Annotated in this window: 21 protein-coding genes; all 21 read right to left on the bottom strand. The window is 48.2% G+C overall.

The window, feature by feature from the left end:
* Window positions 1–246: 246 nt before the first annotated feature.
* Window positions 247–1,725: a stage IV sporulation protein A gene (gene spoIVA / locus ACFSUF_RS06150; RefSeq protein WP_377601171.1), complete on the bottom strand. Its 1,479-nt coding sequence runs from the start codon at window positions 1,723–1,725 to the stop codon at window positions 247–249.
* Window positions 1,726–2,035: 310 nt separating this feature from the next.
* A complete protein-coding gene (locus tag ACFSUF_RS06145) occupies window positions 2,036–2,767 on the bottom strand; it encodes a hypothetical protein (protein WP_377601169.1) in 732 nt (243 codons plus the stop codon).
* A 22-nt stretch (window positions 2,768–2,789) separates the two neighbouring features.
* Window positions 2,790–3,128: a 2Fe-2S iron-sulfur cluster-binding protein gene (locus tag ACFSUF_RS06140; protein WP_377601167.1), complete on the bottom strand. Its 339-nt coding sequence runs from the start codon at window positions 3,126–3,128 to the stop codon at window positions 2,790–2,792.
* Window positions 3,119–3,736, bottom strand: coding sequence for a nucleotidyltransferase domain-containing protein (locus ACFSUF_RS06135; protein WP_377601165.1), 618 nt, complete (start codon window positions 3,734–3,736; stop codon window positions 3,119–3,121). The genes ACFSUF_RS06140 and ACFSUF_RS06135 overlap by 10 nt, the downstream gene beginning before the upstream one ends.
* Window positions 3,737–3,747: 11 nt before the next feature.
* Window positions 3,748–4,041, bottom strand: coding sequence for a 2Fe-2S iron-sulfur cluster-binding protein (locus ACFSUF_RS06130; RefSeq protein WP_377601163.1), 294 nt, complete (start codon window positions 4,039–4,041; stop codon window positions 3,748–3,750).
* Window positions 4,042–4,083: 42 nt separating this feature from the next.
* Window positions 4,084–4,263: a DUF2768 family protein gene (locus tag ACFSUF_RS06125; RefSeq protein WP_377601161.1), complete on the bottom strand. Its 180-nt coding sequence runs from the start codon at window positions 4,261–4,263 to the stop codon at window positions 4,084–4,086.
* 113 nt (window positions 4,264–4,376) lie between these two features.
* Window positions 4,377–4,652: a stage VI sporulation protein F gene (locus ACFSUF_RS06120; RefSeq protein WP_377601159.1), complete on the bottom strand. Its 276-nt coding sequence runs from the start codon at window positions 4,650–4,652 to the stop codon at window positions 4,377–4,379.
* A gap of 77 nt (window positions 4,653–4,729) precedes the next feature.
* Window positions 4,730–5,785, bottom strand: coding sequence for an NAD(P)H-dependent glycerol-3-phosphate dehydrogenase (locus ACFSUF_RS06115; protein WP_377601157.1), 1,056 nt, complete (start codon window positions 5,783–5,785; stop codon window positions 4,730–4,732).
* 19 nt (window positions 5,786–5,804) lie between these two features.
* Complete coding sequence (gene plsY, locus ACFSUF_RS06110; RefSeq protein WP_377601155.1) at window positions 5,805–6,401, bottom strand: glycerol-3-phosphate 1-O-acyltransferase PlsY; 597 nt, start codon at window positions 6,399–6,401, stop codon at window positions 5,805–5,807.
* Window positions 6,402–6,412: 11 nt separating this feature from the next.
* Window positions 6,413–7,735, bottom strand: coding sequence for a ribosome biogenesis GTPase Der (gene der, locus ACFSUF_RS06105; RefSeq protein ID WP_377601152.1), 1,323 nt, complete (start codon window positions 7,733–7,735; stop codon window positions 6,413–6,415).
* A gap of 70 nt (window positions 7,736–7,805) precedes the next feature.
* A complete protein-coding gene (locus ACFSUF_RS06100) occupies window positions 7,806–7,982 on the bottom strand; it encodes a capping complex subunit for YIEGIA (RefSeq protein ID WP_377601150.1) in 177 nt (58 codons plus the stop codon).
* Window positions 7,979–8,896: a YIEGIA family protein gene (locus ACFSUF_RS06095; RefSeq protein ID WP_377601148.1), complete on the bottom strand. Its 918-nt coding sequence runs from the start codon at window positions 8,894–8,896 to the stop codon at window positions 7,979–7,981. The genes ACFSUF_RS06100 and ACFSUF_RS06095 overlap by 4 nt, the downstream gene beginning before the upstream one ends.
* Window positions 8,893–9,522: a hypothetical protein gene (locus tag ACFSUF_RS06090; protein ID WP_377601146.1), complete on the bottom strand. Its 630-nt coding sequence runs from the start codon at window positions 9,520–9,522 to the stop codon at window positions 8,893–8,895. Before ACFSUF_RS06090 ends, ACFSUF_RS06095 begins: the two co-directional genes overlap by 4 nt.
* A 112-nt stretch (window positions 9,523–9,634) precedes the next feature.
* Window positions 9,635–10,909, bottom strand: a complete 1,275-nt coding sequence (rpsA, locus tag ACFSUF_RS06085; protein WP_377601144.1) for a 30S ribosomal protein S1 — start codon at window positions 10,907–10,909, stop codon at window positions 9,635–9,637.
* Window positions 10,910–11,071: 162 nt separating this feature from the next.
* Complete coding sequence (locus tag ACFSUF_RS06080) at window positions 11,072–11,647, bottom strand: lysophospholipid acyltransferase family protein (protein ID WP_377601142.1); 576 nt, start codon at window positions 11,645–11,647, stop codon at window positions 11,072–11,074.
* Between the two features lies 1 nt (window position 11,648).
* Window positions 11,649–12,344 (bottom strand): (d)CMP kinase, encoded by a 696-nt coding sequence (gene cmk / locus ACFSUF_RS06075; RefSeq protein WP_377601140.1) that lies wholly within the window; start codon window positions 12,342–12,344, stop codon window positions 11,649–11,651.
* A gap of 413 nt (window positions 12,345–12,757) precedes the next feature.
* Window positions 12,758–13,420, bottom strand: coding sequence for a flagellar brake protein (locus ACFSUF_RS06070; protein ID WP_377601138.1), 663 nt, complete (start codon window positions 13,418–13,420; stop codon window positions 12,758–12,760).
* A gap of 115 nt (window positions 13,421–13,535) precedes the next feature.
* Window positions 13,536–14,891, bottom strand: a complete 1,356-nt coding sequence (ypeB, locus tag ACFSUF_RS06065) for a germination protein YpeB (protein ID WP_377601136.1) — start codon at window positions 14,889–14,891, stop codon at window positions 13,536–13,538.
* Window positions 14,892–14,964: 73 nt separating this feature from the next.
* A complete protein-coding gene (locus tag ACFSUF_RS06060; RefSeq protein ID WP_377601134.1) occupies window positions 14,965–15,123 on the bottom strand; it encodes a hypothetical protein in 159 nt (52 codons plus the stop codon).
* A gap of 43 nt (window positions 15,124–15,166) precedes the next feature.
* On the bottom strand, window positions 15,167–15,880 hold the full coding sequence (gene prsW, locus ACFSUF_RS06055; RefSeq protein ID WP_377601132.1) for a glutamic-type intramembrane protease PrsW: 714 nt from the start codon (window positions 15,878–15,880) through the stop codon (window positions 15,167–15,169).
* A gap of 140 nt (window positions 15,881–16,020) precedes the next feature.
* On the bottom strand, window positions 16,021–16,629 hold the full coding sequence (locus ACFSUF_RS06050; RefSeq protein WP_377601130.1) for a genetic competence negative regulator: 609 nt from the start codon (window positions 16,627–16,629) through the stop codon (window positions 16,021–16,023).
* Between the last annotated feature and the right edge of the window lie 41 nt (window positions 16,630–16,670).

The following is a 16,670-nucleotide window of genomic DNA, read 5'->3' as shown; positions in this document are numbered from 1 at the left end:
ATGATACCCTGTTATCCTACTGTGTAACCGATTTCGTCGAAATTATACATAGAAACGGGATATTTTCCTTATAAAACCTGTGTTTTTCACGTTTTTCGGTGAAGGAACAGATTTATAGTATAACAGAGATAAGACAATTTCAAGTGCCTGACATGATATTTTACGGGCAATTCCCGAAAAGTTGGTCGAATTCTGCAGGAATGACAGCAAAAACACCCCTTCGGATGAAAGGGTGTCTAAGTGTTTTTATAGAATGATCGCGATCAGACCGCCGGAGCCTTCGTTAATAATACGCCCCAATGTCTCCTGCAGCTTGTAGCGCGCATTGTCCGGCATAAGGGCGATTTTGCCTTGAATGCCTTCTCTGACGATGGAATGCAGGGATCTTCCGAAAATGTCGGACTCCCAAATTTTGATCGGGTCGTTCTCGAAGTCCTGCATCAGATAGCGCACCAGCTCTTCGCTCTGCTTCTCCGTGCCGATAATCGGGGCGAACTCGGATTCCACATCGACCCGGATCATATGAATGGACGGCGCCGTTGCCTTCAGGCGTACCCCGAACCTGGATCCTTGACGGATTAGTTCCGGCTCGTCTAGAGCCATCTCCGCCAGTGAAGGAGCCGCAATGCCGTAGCCGGTCGTCTTGACCATCTCCAGCGCTTCTGCGAACCTGTCATATTCCCGTTTCGCATGGCTGAATTCCTGCATCAGCTGCAGCAGATGATCTTTGCCGCGAATTTCAACGCCGACCACCTCCATGAGGATTTGATCGTACAGCTCATCCGGTGCGTACAGGTCGATCTCAGCTACGCCTTGGCCCATGTTCATGCCGCTAAGTCCTGCACGGCTGATGAAATCATATTGGGCGAACTGCTCCACTACGCGGTCCACATCGCGCAAGCGGCGGATATCCTTAACGGTATCCCGTACGGACGCTTCGAATTGCGAACGGAGCCAGTGATTCTCATCCAGAACCATAACCCAGCTCGGCAGGTTGACGTTCACTTCATGAACAGGGAACTCATAAAGGACTTCACGAAGTACGGATAATCCTTCTTCCTCAGACAAAGTAGCAGCGCTGGTAGTCACTACTGGGATGTCGTACTTCGCGGCAAGCTCGTTCCGCAGCTGAATGGTTTCTTCTGCGCGGGGCTTTGTCGAATTGATGATCAGAACGAACGGTTTTCCGACTTCTTTCAGTTCGGCAATGACCCGCTCCTCAGACTCCACATAGGATTGGCGCGGAATCTCGGCGATCGTGCCGTCGGTTGTTACAACCACACCCAGCGTAGAGTGCTCCTGAATGACTTTGCGTGTACCGATTTCGGCTGCTTCCTGGAAAGGAATCGCTTCATCGAACCATGGCGTCGAAATCATACGCGGGCCGTTCTCGTCTTCGTATCCTTTGGCGCCTTCCACTGCATAGCCTACGCAGTCAACCAGGCGGACATTCACATCCAGCCCCTCCGCTACGCGGATTTGAACGGCATTGTTCGGAACGAATTTCGGTTCTGTAGTCATGATCGTACGGCCAGCCGCGCTTTGTGGCAGCTCATCAATAGCACGGATCCGGTCGGACTCATTCTGAATGCTCGGGAGAACGACGGTTTCCATGAAACGTTTGATGAACGTTGATTTACCCGTACGAACAGCGCCGACGACTCCCAGATATATGTCCCCACCAGTACGCTCTGCGATGTCTTTAAAAATATCCACTTTTTCCAATGAGATTCCCTCCTAAAAGGTTTTTGAAATGATGCAGGTGTCGCCGCGCTCCTTAAGTTACAGGGGCAATCGCCTTGGCCGCATAAGCCAGCGACGGAACTCGTACATTCATTCGGACTAGTAACATCATATGTACAAAGCCCATGATTATGACTAGTATTTTTCCGGTTGTCTCCTAAAATCTTATGTTTGCGCGATAGAGATAGAGAACTTACCCACATGAGATATATGCCTTCCGGCAACCCGATATACCCTTTCATAGCAAAAAATCCCCAAGGCCGTGACGACCTCAGGGATTCGTATACGTATGTTATTTTGCGGAAACCCGCGGTTCCTTTTGTGTCCAAAAGTAAGGATAAGATTTGGCCGGCGCATGAGGAAACGATTCGGCCAGCAGTGCTCTCATATCCTTGCCTTGCATAGGCTGGATTTTCTGTTTCTGAACCAGCTGCATCAGATCGGGCGCATAGTCGATCACTACCCGGCCCGTTTCGTGCATCATCAGGCTCAGCGTCTGTCCTGTGTACACACTGACCACCTTAGGCGGATCTGTTCCGAGCAGTTTGTAGTCGATCCAATAGAACGACTTGGCTGCTTCAGACGCAGCAGGCAGCACTCCGCCATGGGTGCCGCGGTAGTCGTCCACCGCTTTCTGGACCGCCTCCGCTTGCTGATAGGACACTAGATCCATCAACTTTACTTCAGGATTCGTTTCTTCGTTAATCACTATATAATAGTTCGTTCCGCCGCGCTCAAATGCGTTGGCGGGAATACTGCTTAAGAACCCTCTATTCTGAAGCAGTTTAAAGGCTACAACGTACTTCTCGTATAACGGGGTATCCATCGTGCTGTTTTGGATCGGAAGCAGACCCGTTTCCTTCTGGTATTCGTTGACTGCGTTCTGAACGACAACCAGAAATTCTTTTGCCGCCGCCGGATTGTTCTCACCCCGTCGTTCATCGGGGTACATACAGCCTGTTATGCTTACTGTAAGAATCAATAGCGCCAATACCGCAGCTATACGGATCAAACCTGTATTCATCTGCATCTTCCTTTATCGTAAGCTAAAAATCCTCTTCCTGCTGCTGTGCCAGCTGCCTGCGAATGGCAGCTTTTAGCGGATCTTCCGGCACTTCGGCAGTGACATCGCCTGCGACCTTCGCCTGGCATGAGAGCCTTTGGCCGGTATCGGAGAGACTGCCAAGCTTTAACGATTCGTTGCGGCTCATAGGAAGAAGTCCTGCTCCTCCCGGAACGGTCACTTTACACATCAGGCAAGCCGCCTTTCCCCCGCAGCGGGTGCGGATATGCACCTTAGCCTTACGGGCAGCATCCAGCAGAGTCGTTCCCGGACGGACTTTCACTTTCTTCTGATCAGGCAGAAAAGTCACTTCTACCAGCATGCAGCCCACGCTCCCCCGGCATCGCCAAGTGCCAGCTTCATCACCTGTTTGGCCTCATCGGAAATCGTATTTTCCTTTATTATTGATGACAAAACAGGCCTGTATTTATCGGGCTCGGCGCCCATACGTGACGCTATTGCCTGGACCCGGTCCATTCGTTCCCTCAGCACGTTAAATACGAATTCATGCGGCAGCGGCATTAAGTGGAATTTCACTTGCTTAATCACCGCTTCTTCCGATACCGGCGACAACCGGGCGCTCACGTTGACTTCATAACGGGAATTCATCGAACGAACTACAAAGCCCCCGACTAACTCCACCGAAATTCCGCTCAGCTCATAGTGGCTCAAATGTGAACTGTATATGTCTGTTTCATTGTACTGAAGCTGATCCGTAGCGAATTCCTTTAAGCAGAAAGCAGCGGCTGCCGTATGTATTTCATCCACATAGATGTCAATATCCCGCGGAGGCCTTCCAATCGGGACGCCCTGCAGCAGAAGCCCGCAGCTGCCCCCTACGAGCCAATTGGGACTAAGCGGCTCCAACAGCCTGGAAACATGGCTCAAAGCCTCCCATGCCGCTTCTAATTCTCGCTGTTCATAGCCCATGTTCGACCTCACTAGAAATACGTTTTATTCTCAGCTGTGATGTTTCCGTTCTTCTTCACAACGGCCTGGCATCCTAACCGGAACCCTTCTTTCAGTTCTTCCTCATCCAAACGGTCCCACTCAGCATCCGTCGGTTCATTAAGGAACTCCATTCCTTCCGTGATAAGGCATCGACATCTGGCGCAGGTTCCTCTCGTACAGGAGAAGCCCCATTCCACCTCATGTTTTAACGCCAAATCCAAAATACTGAGTCCGGTCACTTCCTCCACTTGTTTCTCAGCGGACTTCCCTTTTAGCAGCAGCATGTTCCAATCTTTCCTTTCTTAACAACGAGTGTTTCAGTTCATTTATAAAATTGCCAACATACCGTAAAAGAACCCTAACAGAAGCATGAAAAATGCAATCACAGATATAATCATCTTAATCCAGCCTCGAGTTTTCACTCTTGCAAACGTAACCAAACCAGCTGCTAGCAGCATCAGGCCAATGCCCATAAATGACATTAATTCTTTGTCCCCGGCGTCCATCTCCCAAACCCCATCCATTATTCATAGAATTAGCAAGCCAAAAAAAGCTAACTTTGATTATATCATTGCAGCACAAAAAGAACAAAAGCCGGGGGCTTTTGTTCTTGAAATTGTTATTTTTTCATCATCATTTTCATTAGCGTTTCCATATTGTTCGGATTTAGTCCGCTGGACTTTACCGCTTTGACAATATCGTTAATCGTGGATTCCGATACCGGCACTTTGGCCATCGCCGAAACTTGTTTAATTAACTGGCGCAGTTCCGCTTCATCCGTTACCGTGGAAGGCTTTACGCCGCTTGCAAGTTTATTAATCTGGTTCGGGGATATCGATTTACCGGTTTTATTCTTTACTGTCTTCAGCACTTCTTTAGAGATATCTTTGGACAATTCCATCATCCCTCCTCATAGCATCCTGGAATATGTTATGAGGAAAGGACAAAATTGGTGTAGGCGCAGCAGCATTACTAGAGGAGCCAGTTTTCCTTGGTTGTTTTGGCAATCTCCTCGATCTCATTCGTTCTGCCTCGTCCCATCAGCGCCTCTACGGCCAGCTTCGGGGATTTGTTCTCAAACAGGACATGGTACAACTGTTCTGTAATCGGCATCTCGACGTTATATTGTGCCGCAAGGGTGTGTGCCGCTTTCGTAGTCCTTATCCCTTCAACGACCATCCCCATCGTCTGGAGCACTTCATCCAGCGCTTTCCCTTGCGCTAGCAAGGAACCGGCCCGCCAGTTCCGGCTGTGTGTACTGGTACAGGTAACAACAAGATCGCCTACGCCCGCCAGACCCGCAAACGTTAACGGATTGGCTCCCATTGCGGTTCCCATTCTTGCAATTTCTGCAAGACCGCGTGTAAGCAATGCAGCTTTAGCGTTATCTCCGAATTTCAGTCCATCCGACAGTCCCGCACCCAGCGCAATAATATTCTTCAGCGCTCCGCTGACTTCCACACCGATGGCATCCGGATTTGTATATACGCGGAAATAAGGGCTTATAAACAAATCCTGGGCACGCTCAGCAGCTTCCGTAATGCGGCACGCAGTAACAACCGTGGTCGGGCATTTGCTGACCACTTCTTCCGCATGGCTTGGGCCGGAAAGGACAACGATCTCCTCTTCGTTCCGGTTGAGCTCTTCCGCGATAACAGTGCTCATCCGCTTAAGGGTATCGTTCTCGATCTCAAATCCCTTCGTGGCATGAATAATAAGCGTTTCATTCGTTATGTATGGTGCCGCAAGCCTCGCTACTTCCCTCATGGCGGAAGAAGGGGCCACAAAAACTACCGCATGGGCTCCGCCTACAGCTTCTTCTATGGACGATGTTGCTCTCAGTCCCTCAGGCAACAGAACGCCGGGCAAGTATTTGGCATTCATTCGGCTGGCATTCAGCTCGTCGGCATGATCTTTGCTCCTCGACCACAGCACCGTATCAAGATCATTTCCCGCCAGTACAGAAGCTAGTGCAGTGCCCCAGCTTCCTGCAACCAGGACAGCTGCCTTGGCTTTGGTTATCGACATCGTTATGTACCTCCTTGCGTTACTTCCGTGATGCACCCAGCTTGTTTTCTTTGCCTTGCAGAAGCTTCACGATATTCGTCCTGTGCCTGTAAAACGCAAAGGCGCAAACAAGGAGACTGGTATAAATGATCTCTTCAGGCTTGCCCCATAGGACTAGAAAAACGGGAAGCAGAGCAGTAAAAACTAGCGAGCCTAAGGAAACAAATCTAGTAAGAGCAACAAGGACCAATGCAATAATTCCGGCGCAAAGCGCCGGCAGGAGGCTTAGGGTGGCCATGACGCCAATCGTCGTAGCAATCCCCTTACCTCCCCGGAATCCGAAGAAAACTGGCCAGTTATGTCCGATGATTACAGCAATTCCGCACAACACATGGACCCAGATCAAGTCGGGGGCCAGCGCCCGAGCAGCCCAAACGGCCGCAATTCCCTTTACGATGTCCAGTGCAAGAACCAATACGGCGGGTCCTTTTCCCAGAACACGCAGCGTGTTGGTTGCTCCTGCATTGCCGCTCCCGTATTCCCGGATATCAATGCCTTTCACGGTCTTGCCGATGATAAAGCTAAAACTGATTGAGCCCAGTAAATAGCTGAGCAGAATTAGAATGGCGTTCAGCAAGTCCTTCTCCCCTATTCACTTTCGGATTTGCGGCGGCTTAACAAACGGACCGGCGTCCCCTCGAAATCGAAAGCGGCACGAATTTTGTTCTCCAGATACCGTTCGTACGAGAAATGCATCAGCTCCGGTTCATTTACGAAGAACACAAAGGTCGGCGGCTTCACAGCAACTTGGGTTGCATAAGAAATTTTCAACCTCTTGCCTTTGTCTGACGGCGGAGGATTAATCGCAACCGCATCCAATACTACATCGTTCAATACATGCGTCTGAATCCGCAGTGCGTGCTGTTCGGATACATGATTCACGACAGGAAGCAGTTTCTGAAGACGTTGTTTGGTAAGAGCCGATAAGAATACGATCGGTGCGTATGACATATACAGAAAGTGGTCGCGGATCGTTTGAGTGAAATTCTGCATGGTCTTCTCGTCTTTCTCAACGGCGTCCCACTTGTTAACAACGAATATCGAGGCTTTGCCTGCTTCATGTGCATAACCTGCCACATGCTTATCCTGATCGATAATGCCTTCTTCAGCATTGATCAGCACAAGAACGACATCTGCCCGCTCAATGGCCTTCATGGACCGCATGACACTGTATTTCTCGGTCGTTTCGTACACTTTGCCCCGTTTCCGGATGCCTGCGGTATCAATGAGCACGTACTTCTGCCCGTCTTTCTCAAACGGGGTGTCGATGGCGTCGCGCGTAGTTCCGGCCACATCGCTCACAATGACGCGTTCCTCGCCCAAGATGGCGTTCACCAGAGAGGATTTCCCTACATTCGGCCGTCCGATCAAAGCGACGCGAATGACATCTTCCCCATAATCCACGTCTTCTTTCTCCGGCAGGTTTTCTACTACTGTATCCAGCAGGTCGCCTATGCCAAGTCCATGCGAGCCTGAAATCCCAATCGGCGTACCGAAACCAAGGGAGTAAAACTCGTACACATCTTCCTGCCGCTGAATGTTGTCGACTTTATTTACGGCAACGATGACCGGTTTGCGCGAACGGAACAACAATTCGGCTACCTCCTGATCAGCTGGTGTCAGTCCTGCTTTCGCATCCACCATAAATACAATGGCATCCGCTTCCTCAATAGCCAGCTCCGCCTGTGCACGTATCGACTTTAGAATAAAATCTTCGTCGTCTATTTCTATACCGCCCGTATCTATAATACTAAATGCGATATTGTTCCATTCCGCGGTTCCATAAATTCGATCCCTGGTTATCCCCGGCTTATCTTCCACGATAGCTAAACGGTCGCCTATGATCCTGTTGAAAATCGTTGATTTCCCGACGTTAGGACGTCCCACAATAGCAACAATCGGTCTTGCCATACATTCACTCCCTATTCTTGTTTCACGTTTACCATCATAGCAAAAATCTACTGCCTTGGCTAATTGTTTGTCAGCGTTTCACCAGGATCATCGTTCCGTTCTTTAAATCATGGGCCATTGCATTCAGTATTTTTTCTAAGGAACGGGAGAGCCGCTGAAGCTCTTCCGGAGAGTCTGCATAAAAGATCGGAAGCCCTCCGCCGGCCTTCCCCTCCTCTGAGGTAACTACGGCTAAAATCTCGGTCATGCTGCACCGCCCTTCATCTTTCTTTTTGCTTCCGAAGGAATTCTGACCGCATTCTCCAGCATCGGCACCCTTGCGATTACTTTGAGTGCTGTTTCAGGAGTGTTGTCCAATGGCAGAAAAAACACGCCAAGGCGGCCGTCGTCCATGTCAAGTTTCGCCAGAGGTGTCAGCGACGGTTCCCCCGTATCCTTGTATACCCCTAACATTGTAGATAAGTCATGCAATATAGCCTGCCGCTGTCCGGGATGTGCCAGCGTAACTATGGCATTCCGGTTTACAGGCGTAAGCACGATCCCCATACCATGTTTTCGGATCAGGTCTTGTGACTCTTCCAGTCCGACATTCATAATGAAAATATCGTCCACATACAAATCCGGACCGTCGACTCTTACTTCAGCAATAGAGGCTTTTGCAATATCAGTAATATGTTTACCTGATTTGAAGCGCTCAACTATAAACCAAGATAAAAGCCCGGCGGCTGCTCCGAAAATGCCGTTTGTTAAAATGGTAATCAGCGAGGCTATGAATGCACAGAAAATGACAAGATAGTTTCGCCCTTCAAATACCATGGCAATTCCCTCTATATAGGCATCCCCCCGCTTAACAAGCTCGCTTTCGTCTACCTTCGTTAACGTTTGCCTCTCCATATTCCTTACATCCCTGAATTGCTGCGCGGCAAGAGTTAGAAAAGTAACAGCCGTATAGTCTTTATTTAGAAAAGATGGCACGGCAACGGCTCCTAAGCTTGCTGCAATAACGCCTAGAGACAAGTGAATTATTTTGCCATGGGGGTATGTAGGATATTGCCTGTAATCCGTTCTCATCATCAGCAACCTCGCAATAAATCCGAATGCAATGCCGATGCAGATCCCCAATGTGTAACGCGTATCGTAATAGTAGTCAAAATGCGTCATTTTCTCCACCCTCTTTCTTTCATTCGTTGTACCAGCCAGCTGTTCCCGATAAATTTTTCGCCAAATTCCCAACAAACTGAGGCGCCTCTTGCTATTGTAAACAGCAGACACCATCGGTCGTAAAAACCGGGCATTCCTAAGTGCCACCCATTATTCGGAGCCTGCAGAAACTGAACGATTACAACTGCAAAAGCAACTTGCAGCGTAATGGCGGCAACCTGCAGGAAAGTATCCCTGAAGAAAAGCCCGTTGATCAAACCCAGCAGCAATACCTGCTCCCAAACCGGGATGTACAGGATCATGACCGGGCTTGCCTCGCTCATCCGTTCTACAAAAGCTAGAACCGAGCCTAACAGTACGGAGGCCGTAACCGTCTGGACGAACAGCATCCGGCCGTTGATACGAAACAAGACAGCTGCGGTGCATATAAGCAGAAAAACAAAACCTCCGTTAATTTTAACCTGGCCGCTTACATCCCAATTTATAAAAACGGAAGGCAATCCAATCGTAAAGAACATTAGGATAGTCCGGTGCCGTACTCCCCGAAACAATACGTCTTTCCATCCGCTGGCACATAAGATGAATACGATGCTGCAGCATAATAATGCAATGTAACCTGGATTCATAGGAAATCACCTCGTTACATCCTATTCTTTGTATCAACAGCCATCTTTACTCCGGCTTTTACACAATGAAAAACGGCAGCCCTGAGGGGCTGCCGTTGCAGTAAGAAATCGATTATTTTTTGAATTTGTTTAGTTTGTCGCCGAAACGCTCCGCTAAAGTAAAGCTTAATCCTTCATTGCTTAGGGAAACGTTAGGGTTGTCGATTTTTTCGACTTTCGGAGCACGTTCTCTGGATCTGGCAGGGCGAGCCGCTCTTTCTTCCGTTTCGGACTGAGCAGGTGCCTCTTCCGTTTCTTTAATGCTTAAGGAAATACGCTTCTCGTCCAAGTTCTTATCAAGAACTTTCACTTGCACTTCCTGGCCCTCTTTCAGAACTTCATGAGGAGTACCAATGTGTTTGTGGGAGATCTGCGAAATGTGTACAAGGCCTTCTACGCCCGGAGCCACTTCAACGAAAGCACCAAAAGAAGCCAGGCGCTTCACGGTTCCTGTAATGATATCTCCGATATTGAAGTCGTTAGCCGCCGTTTCCCAAGGACCTGGTTGTGCTGCTTTAATGCTCAGGCTGATTTTGCCTGCAGCCGGATCCAGCTTCAATACTTTCACGCGAACCTTGTCGCCAACGTTCACCACGTCGGAAGGCTGTGCTACGTGAGTCCAGGAAAGCTCGGAGATGTGAACCAGACCGTCTACACCGCCGATATCTACAAATGCTCCAAATGGAGTCAGGCGTTGAACCGTTCCTTCGATTTCTTGTCCGACTTCCAGCTTGCCTACGATATCCTGTTTATTCGCTTCAAATTCGCGATCAAGCACATCCTTTTGGGAAAGGATCACTTTCTTGTTCTCGCGGTCCAGCTCCTTTACAACGACGCGAAGTGTACGGCCTTTGTAGTCGCTGAAATCTTCTACGAAATGGCGTTCTACCATTGAAGCCGGAATGAAAGCGCGCAATCCAAGATCTACGACAAGACCGCCTTTTACTACGTCGGCCACTTTCACTTCAAATACTTCCTGGCTGTCCAATTTCTCTTGAAGGCCTTCCCATGCGTTCTCGCTGTCAATCGCGCGTTTGGATAGGATAAGAGATTCTTTGTTATCGTTGATGCTTACTACTTTGCATTCTACTTCCTGGCCGATTTGAACAAGCTCACCGGCGTTGTCGGATTGCAGAGACGACAATTCCTTCACAGGAATCACTCCGTCATATTTGTAGCTTATATCAACATAAGCTTGGTTGTCCTCAATTTTTACGATGGTACCTTTAACGGTATCGCCCTTCTTAAGGGAAACCATATCCGTCATTTGCTGCTCGGTCATTTCCCCGTTCTCTGCAGCGGTGTTCTCTGCTCCTGTTGTTTCCTGATCTTTGATTTCTTCTGTCATTGTAAACAACCTCCTTCAATTCGCTACCCATAACATATATAAGGGCTTCATGTGTTTAACTATAATGTATTTAACCCGCGCCCACAAGGACGCAGAGTGTAAATCAGCGTAGATGTAGTATCTTTCCAATATTTGTTTTCCATACATGGATGATTAGGAAAGTTATTGATTCGACCTGATCATTTCCCTGATGCGGGCCATAATCTTATCTGTTACCTGATCCAGGACATCGGCTCCGCCGTCTTGAAACTCCGTCAAATCAACAGGTGAGCCGTATACAATTTTCATCTTACGAAAGAGTCTGTAATTGCCTACAATAGCCACAGGAACAACGGTTGCTCCGCTGCGCAGTGCAAACATCGCCGCGCCTTTCTTGGCTGCATTGCTGTCGCTCTTTCGTGTCCCTTCCGGAAAAATACCCATCATCTTATCTTCCTTCAGCACCTGAAAACCGGCTCTGATGGCATCCTTCGCAACGCCGCCACGCTTGATCGGAATCGCTCCAAGCTTGGGAAGCGCCCAGCTCAGAAGAGGATTCTCGAACAGCTCGGCTTTTGCGAGATAATGAACTTTACGCCGTAGCGGCGTTCCCAGAAGGGGCGGGTCCATGTTACTGGTATGATTTGCGCAAAGTATGACCGGGCCCTCAGAAGGCACGTTCGAAGTCCCTGTAATTTCAAGACGAAATAATAATTTAAATAATACATAAAAGATATTCTTCAGTACGGTGTACAGCATGTCAAGTGATCTCCTTGCCGATTTGTTCCTTGCACAAATCAATAATATGATCTACCACTTGGTGAATACTGAGTTGAGTACTGTCAATCAATACAGCGTCATCCGCACGCATCAAAGGGGATACTTCTCTCTCCGCATCCATTCGGTCACGGCGCTGGATATCCAGCTCCAGCTCGTCTAGCGTCATCGCCGTTCCGTCCATTTCCTTATATCTGCGTTCTGCACGCATACGCGCACTTGCGGTCAGAAACACTTTCACTTCCGCATCCGGGAGTACTTGCGTACCGATGTCCCTCCCGTCCATGACTACTCCCTTGGAAGCAGCCATGTGCTGCTGCTTGTCAACGAGCAGCTTACGGACATCTTCTATTTGAGCCACCATAGATACGGTCCGGTTTACTTCTATGGAACGGATAAGGTCAGTTACGTCGTCTCCATTAACTGACACCCGTTGGCCATCCTTAGCGGGAACCAATCCGATCTGTAAGCCTCTGGCTAATGCCGAGATCGCTTCCGGCGGTCCATCTTTCAGGCCGGATTCGAGTGCCTTCAACGTGACGGCACGGTACATCGCACCGGTATCTACGTAAATATAGCCCATTTTCTCAGCTACTAATCGTGCGACAGTGCTCTTGCCCGCCCCCGCAGGGCCGTCGATGGCAATATTAATTTTGGGATCATGATGTTGCGTTTCCAAACTAAAGCTTCCTCCCAGCATGACTACATATGTAAAAGGTTGTTTTGTCTTAACAATGAAAAAAGCAGGCGCCGCCTGCAAGCGTTAAAATTATATCACATGACAGCCTGTTTTGCATAGTTCGTCAGTCTTTACTGCGATATCTTACTAATAGGGAAGGGGTCCCCTTCCAACCTGTCAACTTCTGAAAGATGCTTGCGAAGCTGCGGAATCTGCAAAAGGGCCTGAGCTGTTATCAATAGAGCGATCAAAAGTAGCACAACTCTCTTCAACCACAACTCTACCTTGTCCGAAAATAGTAGAAACAGCTGCTCATATGACGGCTTGGAATTACGGCTGCTCATCAGGACACCTAACCTCTCTTTTTGCGGGTAGTATGTCCTGGAGGCTGTAACGGCATTCATCGATATGGATTATTTTTTGCGAAAATCCAGCTGCCTCTCAAAGCAATACCGGATAATACGCTGGCGTTCAGTATCCGATATTTCAATAAATTTAAGCATAATCAGCTGCTTGCCTGTTTCGAGCGGTTTTACTCTGACGATTTCGGCCGTAAAGTTGGCATGCTCCACGGTTCCGTTCTTGTACGGAATGAGCAGCCAGCAGCTCAATCGTCCTCCCATCTTTAATGGCCACTGAGGGTCGCAAAGGAATGAGATTCCGCCTCCGCCGACATCATCAGTCAAAGCCAGAAAGCGGACTCCTCCGGAAAGGTGGACCGCAATCTCAAGCTGTGCCTGAATACGCAGAAAGCTTCTTCGTTGAATTTTGGATATGGCATCCATATCCGGCTTCTTTATAATGACTTGTCTGATCCCGTCTTCTTTGAAACCGAGCACATAGGAGTTGAAGTAATTCTTGACCCCGCCTTCCGTAATGAATACGACCGAAAGGTCATCTCCGATATACAGCTTCTTCAGCCTGCCCGTAGCTTCGTTCATGGGAATCTCTATGGAGATGTAATTGTCATGGATGTCAGAAACTCTTGTTTTGTATTCCTGTCTGGATTCCTCTTCATCCAAAGAGGCAACTTGTATATGTAAAATTTGACTTATTCTTGGGAACAAGCTATCCACCTGCCTGCTTTCTATTAGTTCAAACTACCTAGCCATATGATTATAACACGGCACGGGCGTTTAGAAAGCAAAAAAAAACGAAAAGGCGCGATTGTATCGCACCCCTTCGCCGTAATCATTTCATTACATCTATATCGCTTTGCGTGATTTGTTCAATTTTCTCTTCCTGTCCATTGTCCGCGTTAATATAGATCCGGTATGTGGAACCGTTTATCCGTCCAGTAAACTCATAACAAAGCACTTCCTGGCGGAGATCGTTCTCAATCAGCGCCCGGTTCGTATCGCTGATTTTAAAGTCGCGGTTCAATGATTCACGCGCTTTCTCCAAAGTAAGCTTTGGTTTCGGAAGTTTTCGGGATTTGTGATGGTAAACATAGTCGGAAGCCTGCATGCCCGTCACTTCCCCGTCATCCATCGCTACCATCACCGTTAACTTATCAGGGTAGAGGATCACGCCTTCCTGTTTTGCAGCAAAAGTAAAATGTGCAATGTTATCGTATACATCGTACGAAACCGGCTCCATGCCTCTGTATCCGCGTTTTGTCAGGAAGTGCTGTGCCGCTTGAACGGATTCGTCCATGCTCAACGCTTTGCGGGCCACATCGCGGTCATGCATAAAGTAGATCAAATGGCCGCCCTTTTTGCTAAAGTCAGCTTGGATTACCCTCTGATTCATAGCATTGGTTGCAGAAACGCTGTAAGAACTGTACTCTTTACCGTTGCCGTTCTCAACTACCCGCAAAGAAGAACCGGCCGACATTCCAAAAAAGGACTTCGCCCGCTGAGCCACATCCTCTTTCGTTACCTCTTTACCTGATAGGGCAACCAGCTTATTGTTGGCATCTATCGATGCAGCCGTAGGGCCCCACTCGATATCCTCATATTGATCGACATGCTTATCTACGGTTTTAAACCCGTCGATAATTGTATTATCTTTCGGCGTTTTCTCTGTAGCGAGAGCCAGCTCGACATCCATCCAACGAAGATTGTTTTTGATCGTCTTGGCCTGAACCGTGCGGAGCTCTTTTGAAATCTCCTGGGATCTCTTGTATAGCGATTTTAATGTTTTGTATTCGCCGTCCGTGAGAGGCTCTTTCGTTAAGTCCCTGACAGCGGCTCTATAAGAGAAATTGGAGATGTTCGCAAGAAATTCCTCCGTTTTATTAAAAGGCAGGAGCGTCAGCGGAAGCTGATTGATTTCATTTTGAGCTTCGGAGGTAATCCGCCAGGCGTTGACCAGGCCTTTGCGCTGGGACGCCTGGGAACCTGAACTTACGGCAAGTGTATTGCCGAGCTCTGTATGCAGTTTATCCACGTGGAAGGATAAGTCGTGGAAAGCCCTCTGATACTGGTTTTCAGCTTTGATCAGGATCGAATTCTTCTCCTGATTCTCTTTGTATCCCCACAGTGCGGCACCAATGGCCAGTACAGCGAAGATCGGAAACATGACGGCACTTAAACGCTTATACATAACGGGCCCCTTTCTGAATCAAACATTGATGGTAGTTTGACCCGAGAAAGGAGGATTATGCATGTTCAAAGCGTTATAAGTAATCTTCCTGAATTTCAAAGTCATTCTCATTATTGCAGAGGCACTGCTTAAAGCCGGTATCTATACGGCCCTTATCCCGCCGGCCCCGCAGCGTAAATTTCTCATTGCATTTTCTGCAGCGGATCGTTACTTTCACTCGTTCGTTCGACATAGGTCCTCCGTATCTCTTGATTCAAATCAAGCTTATACGGCTATTATGGGCGGATTTCCTCCAATTTAACCTCTTCATCCCGCTTCAGCCAGCGGAACGGGGAGCGGCTGTTAGCCGTGTGGACTTTACGCAGCCCCCTAATCCAGAGAACGGCCATAAAAGGAAGGATAAACCAAGCCCAGTATTTAGCGGAAGATAAGAGGATGTAGTCGAATAATCCGTGCCAAACGATCGGCAGAATCAATGAATATCCGATATATTTGGTCTTGTTTGAGGTAAACTTAGCCTTCCCCAGGTAATAACCCATCATCACCCCGAAAAGCGCGTGGCCCGATACCGGCAAAAAGGCTCTGTACAGCATGGCTGAGAAGGTATTTTGGGTATACCACGCATACAAAATATTTTCGACTGTTGCAAAACCGAGAGAAACGGAAACAGCATATACAATCCCGTCATAGGGTTCGTCGAATACTTTATGATTGTAAATTATTGCCATGAGTATAATCCATTTGAGGCTTTCTTCTACTAAGGATGTACTTATAAATGAAAACGCCAATGTACTCTCTCCGGTAAACGATTGAAGGCCGTGCTGAAAGAAGACAGCAGGAAGGACTGCAACAGCCCCAAGGATAAACATAAGAAACACTTTAGGAAACGGCTCCGCGTCGTAGCGGTCTTTCCAGTAAAAATAGGCAAGCAAAGCTGCGCCCGGTGCTATGGCCGAGCTCAATAAGGATAGTACCGCCAAAATCGGCATCCCCCTTTCCGTCCTTTATTATAGCACAAACTGCCCCTTATGTACTTCAGGAATCGGCCGTCCGGCGTGCTGAATAAAAAAAAGCATCTGGCAAAAACTTGCGTCTTTGCGGATGCTTCTTGTACCACTTACGGTGGCTGTTATGTGAAATGAGTGCATAGTACACTTACCGCATTCTCGGCGATTACTACTTTGCCGTATTCCTCCATCATCGCTCTTGTTACGGAAGTAGCTTCCCCAAACTCTGACAGCACGGCAATTAAAGCATGGTATTTACGGTCTTCCAGATCTTCATTCTCGATATGAAGCACCCATTTCCCTTTATAGGAAAACAACGTCCCTTCTTCAACCGATTGAGCTTTGACAAGCTTGGCAACCCTAATAAGATGCTCAAAATCATGAAATGCATAGGAGATCAGGTCGCTTTGTTCAAGCGTAACCTCCATTTCGTACATTTCTTCTTCGTCTTCATCTTCTTCCATTACATTGCCGTGCTTGGAGGATTCCATCTTGCCGCGGGTAACAATGACGACCATCCCTTGGGCCGGAAGACTGAATACTTCCACCGCTAACGGTCCGGTAGCATCAAACCCCAGTTCCGAGTAGGCCTGGTCCATCATTTCGCTGAACAGCTCGTGAACCTTAGGAATCTCTCTCCACATATCTTCTTTCTGTATGCCGCGCTCTATAAGATCATCTAATGTTAGGAAAATCCTTATCTTGTCTTGGCTTAAACGTTCTATCTTCATGAAAGGATCCTCCTTTGCAACATCTGTTATAATAGAATATG

Source organism: Paenibacillus gansuensis, from assembly GCF_042684925.1.
Classification (GTDB): domain Bacteria; phylum Bacillota; class Bacilli; order Paenibacillales; family DY6; genus Paenibacillus_N; species Paenibacillus_N gansuensis.
The sequence above is the reverse complement of the archived record's forward strand: the minus strand, read 5'-3'. Positions and strand labels throughout refer to the sequence as shown.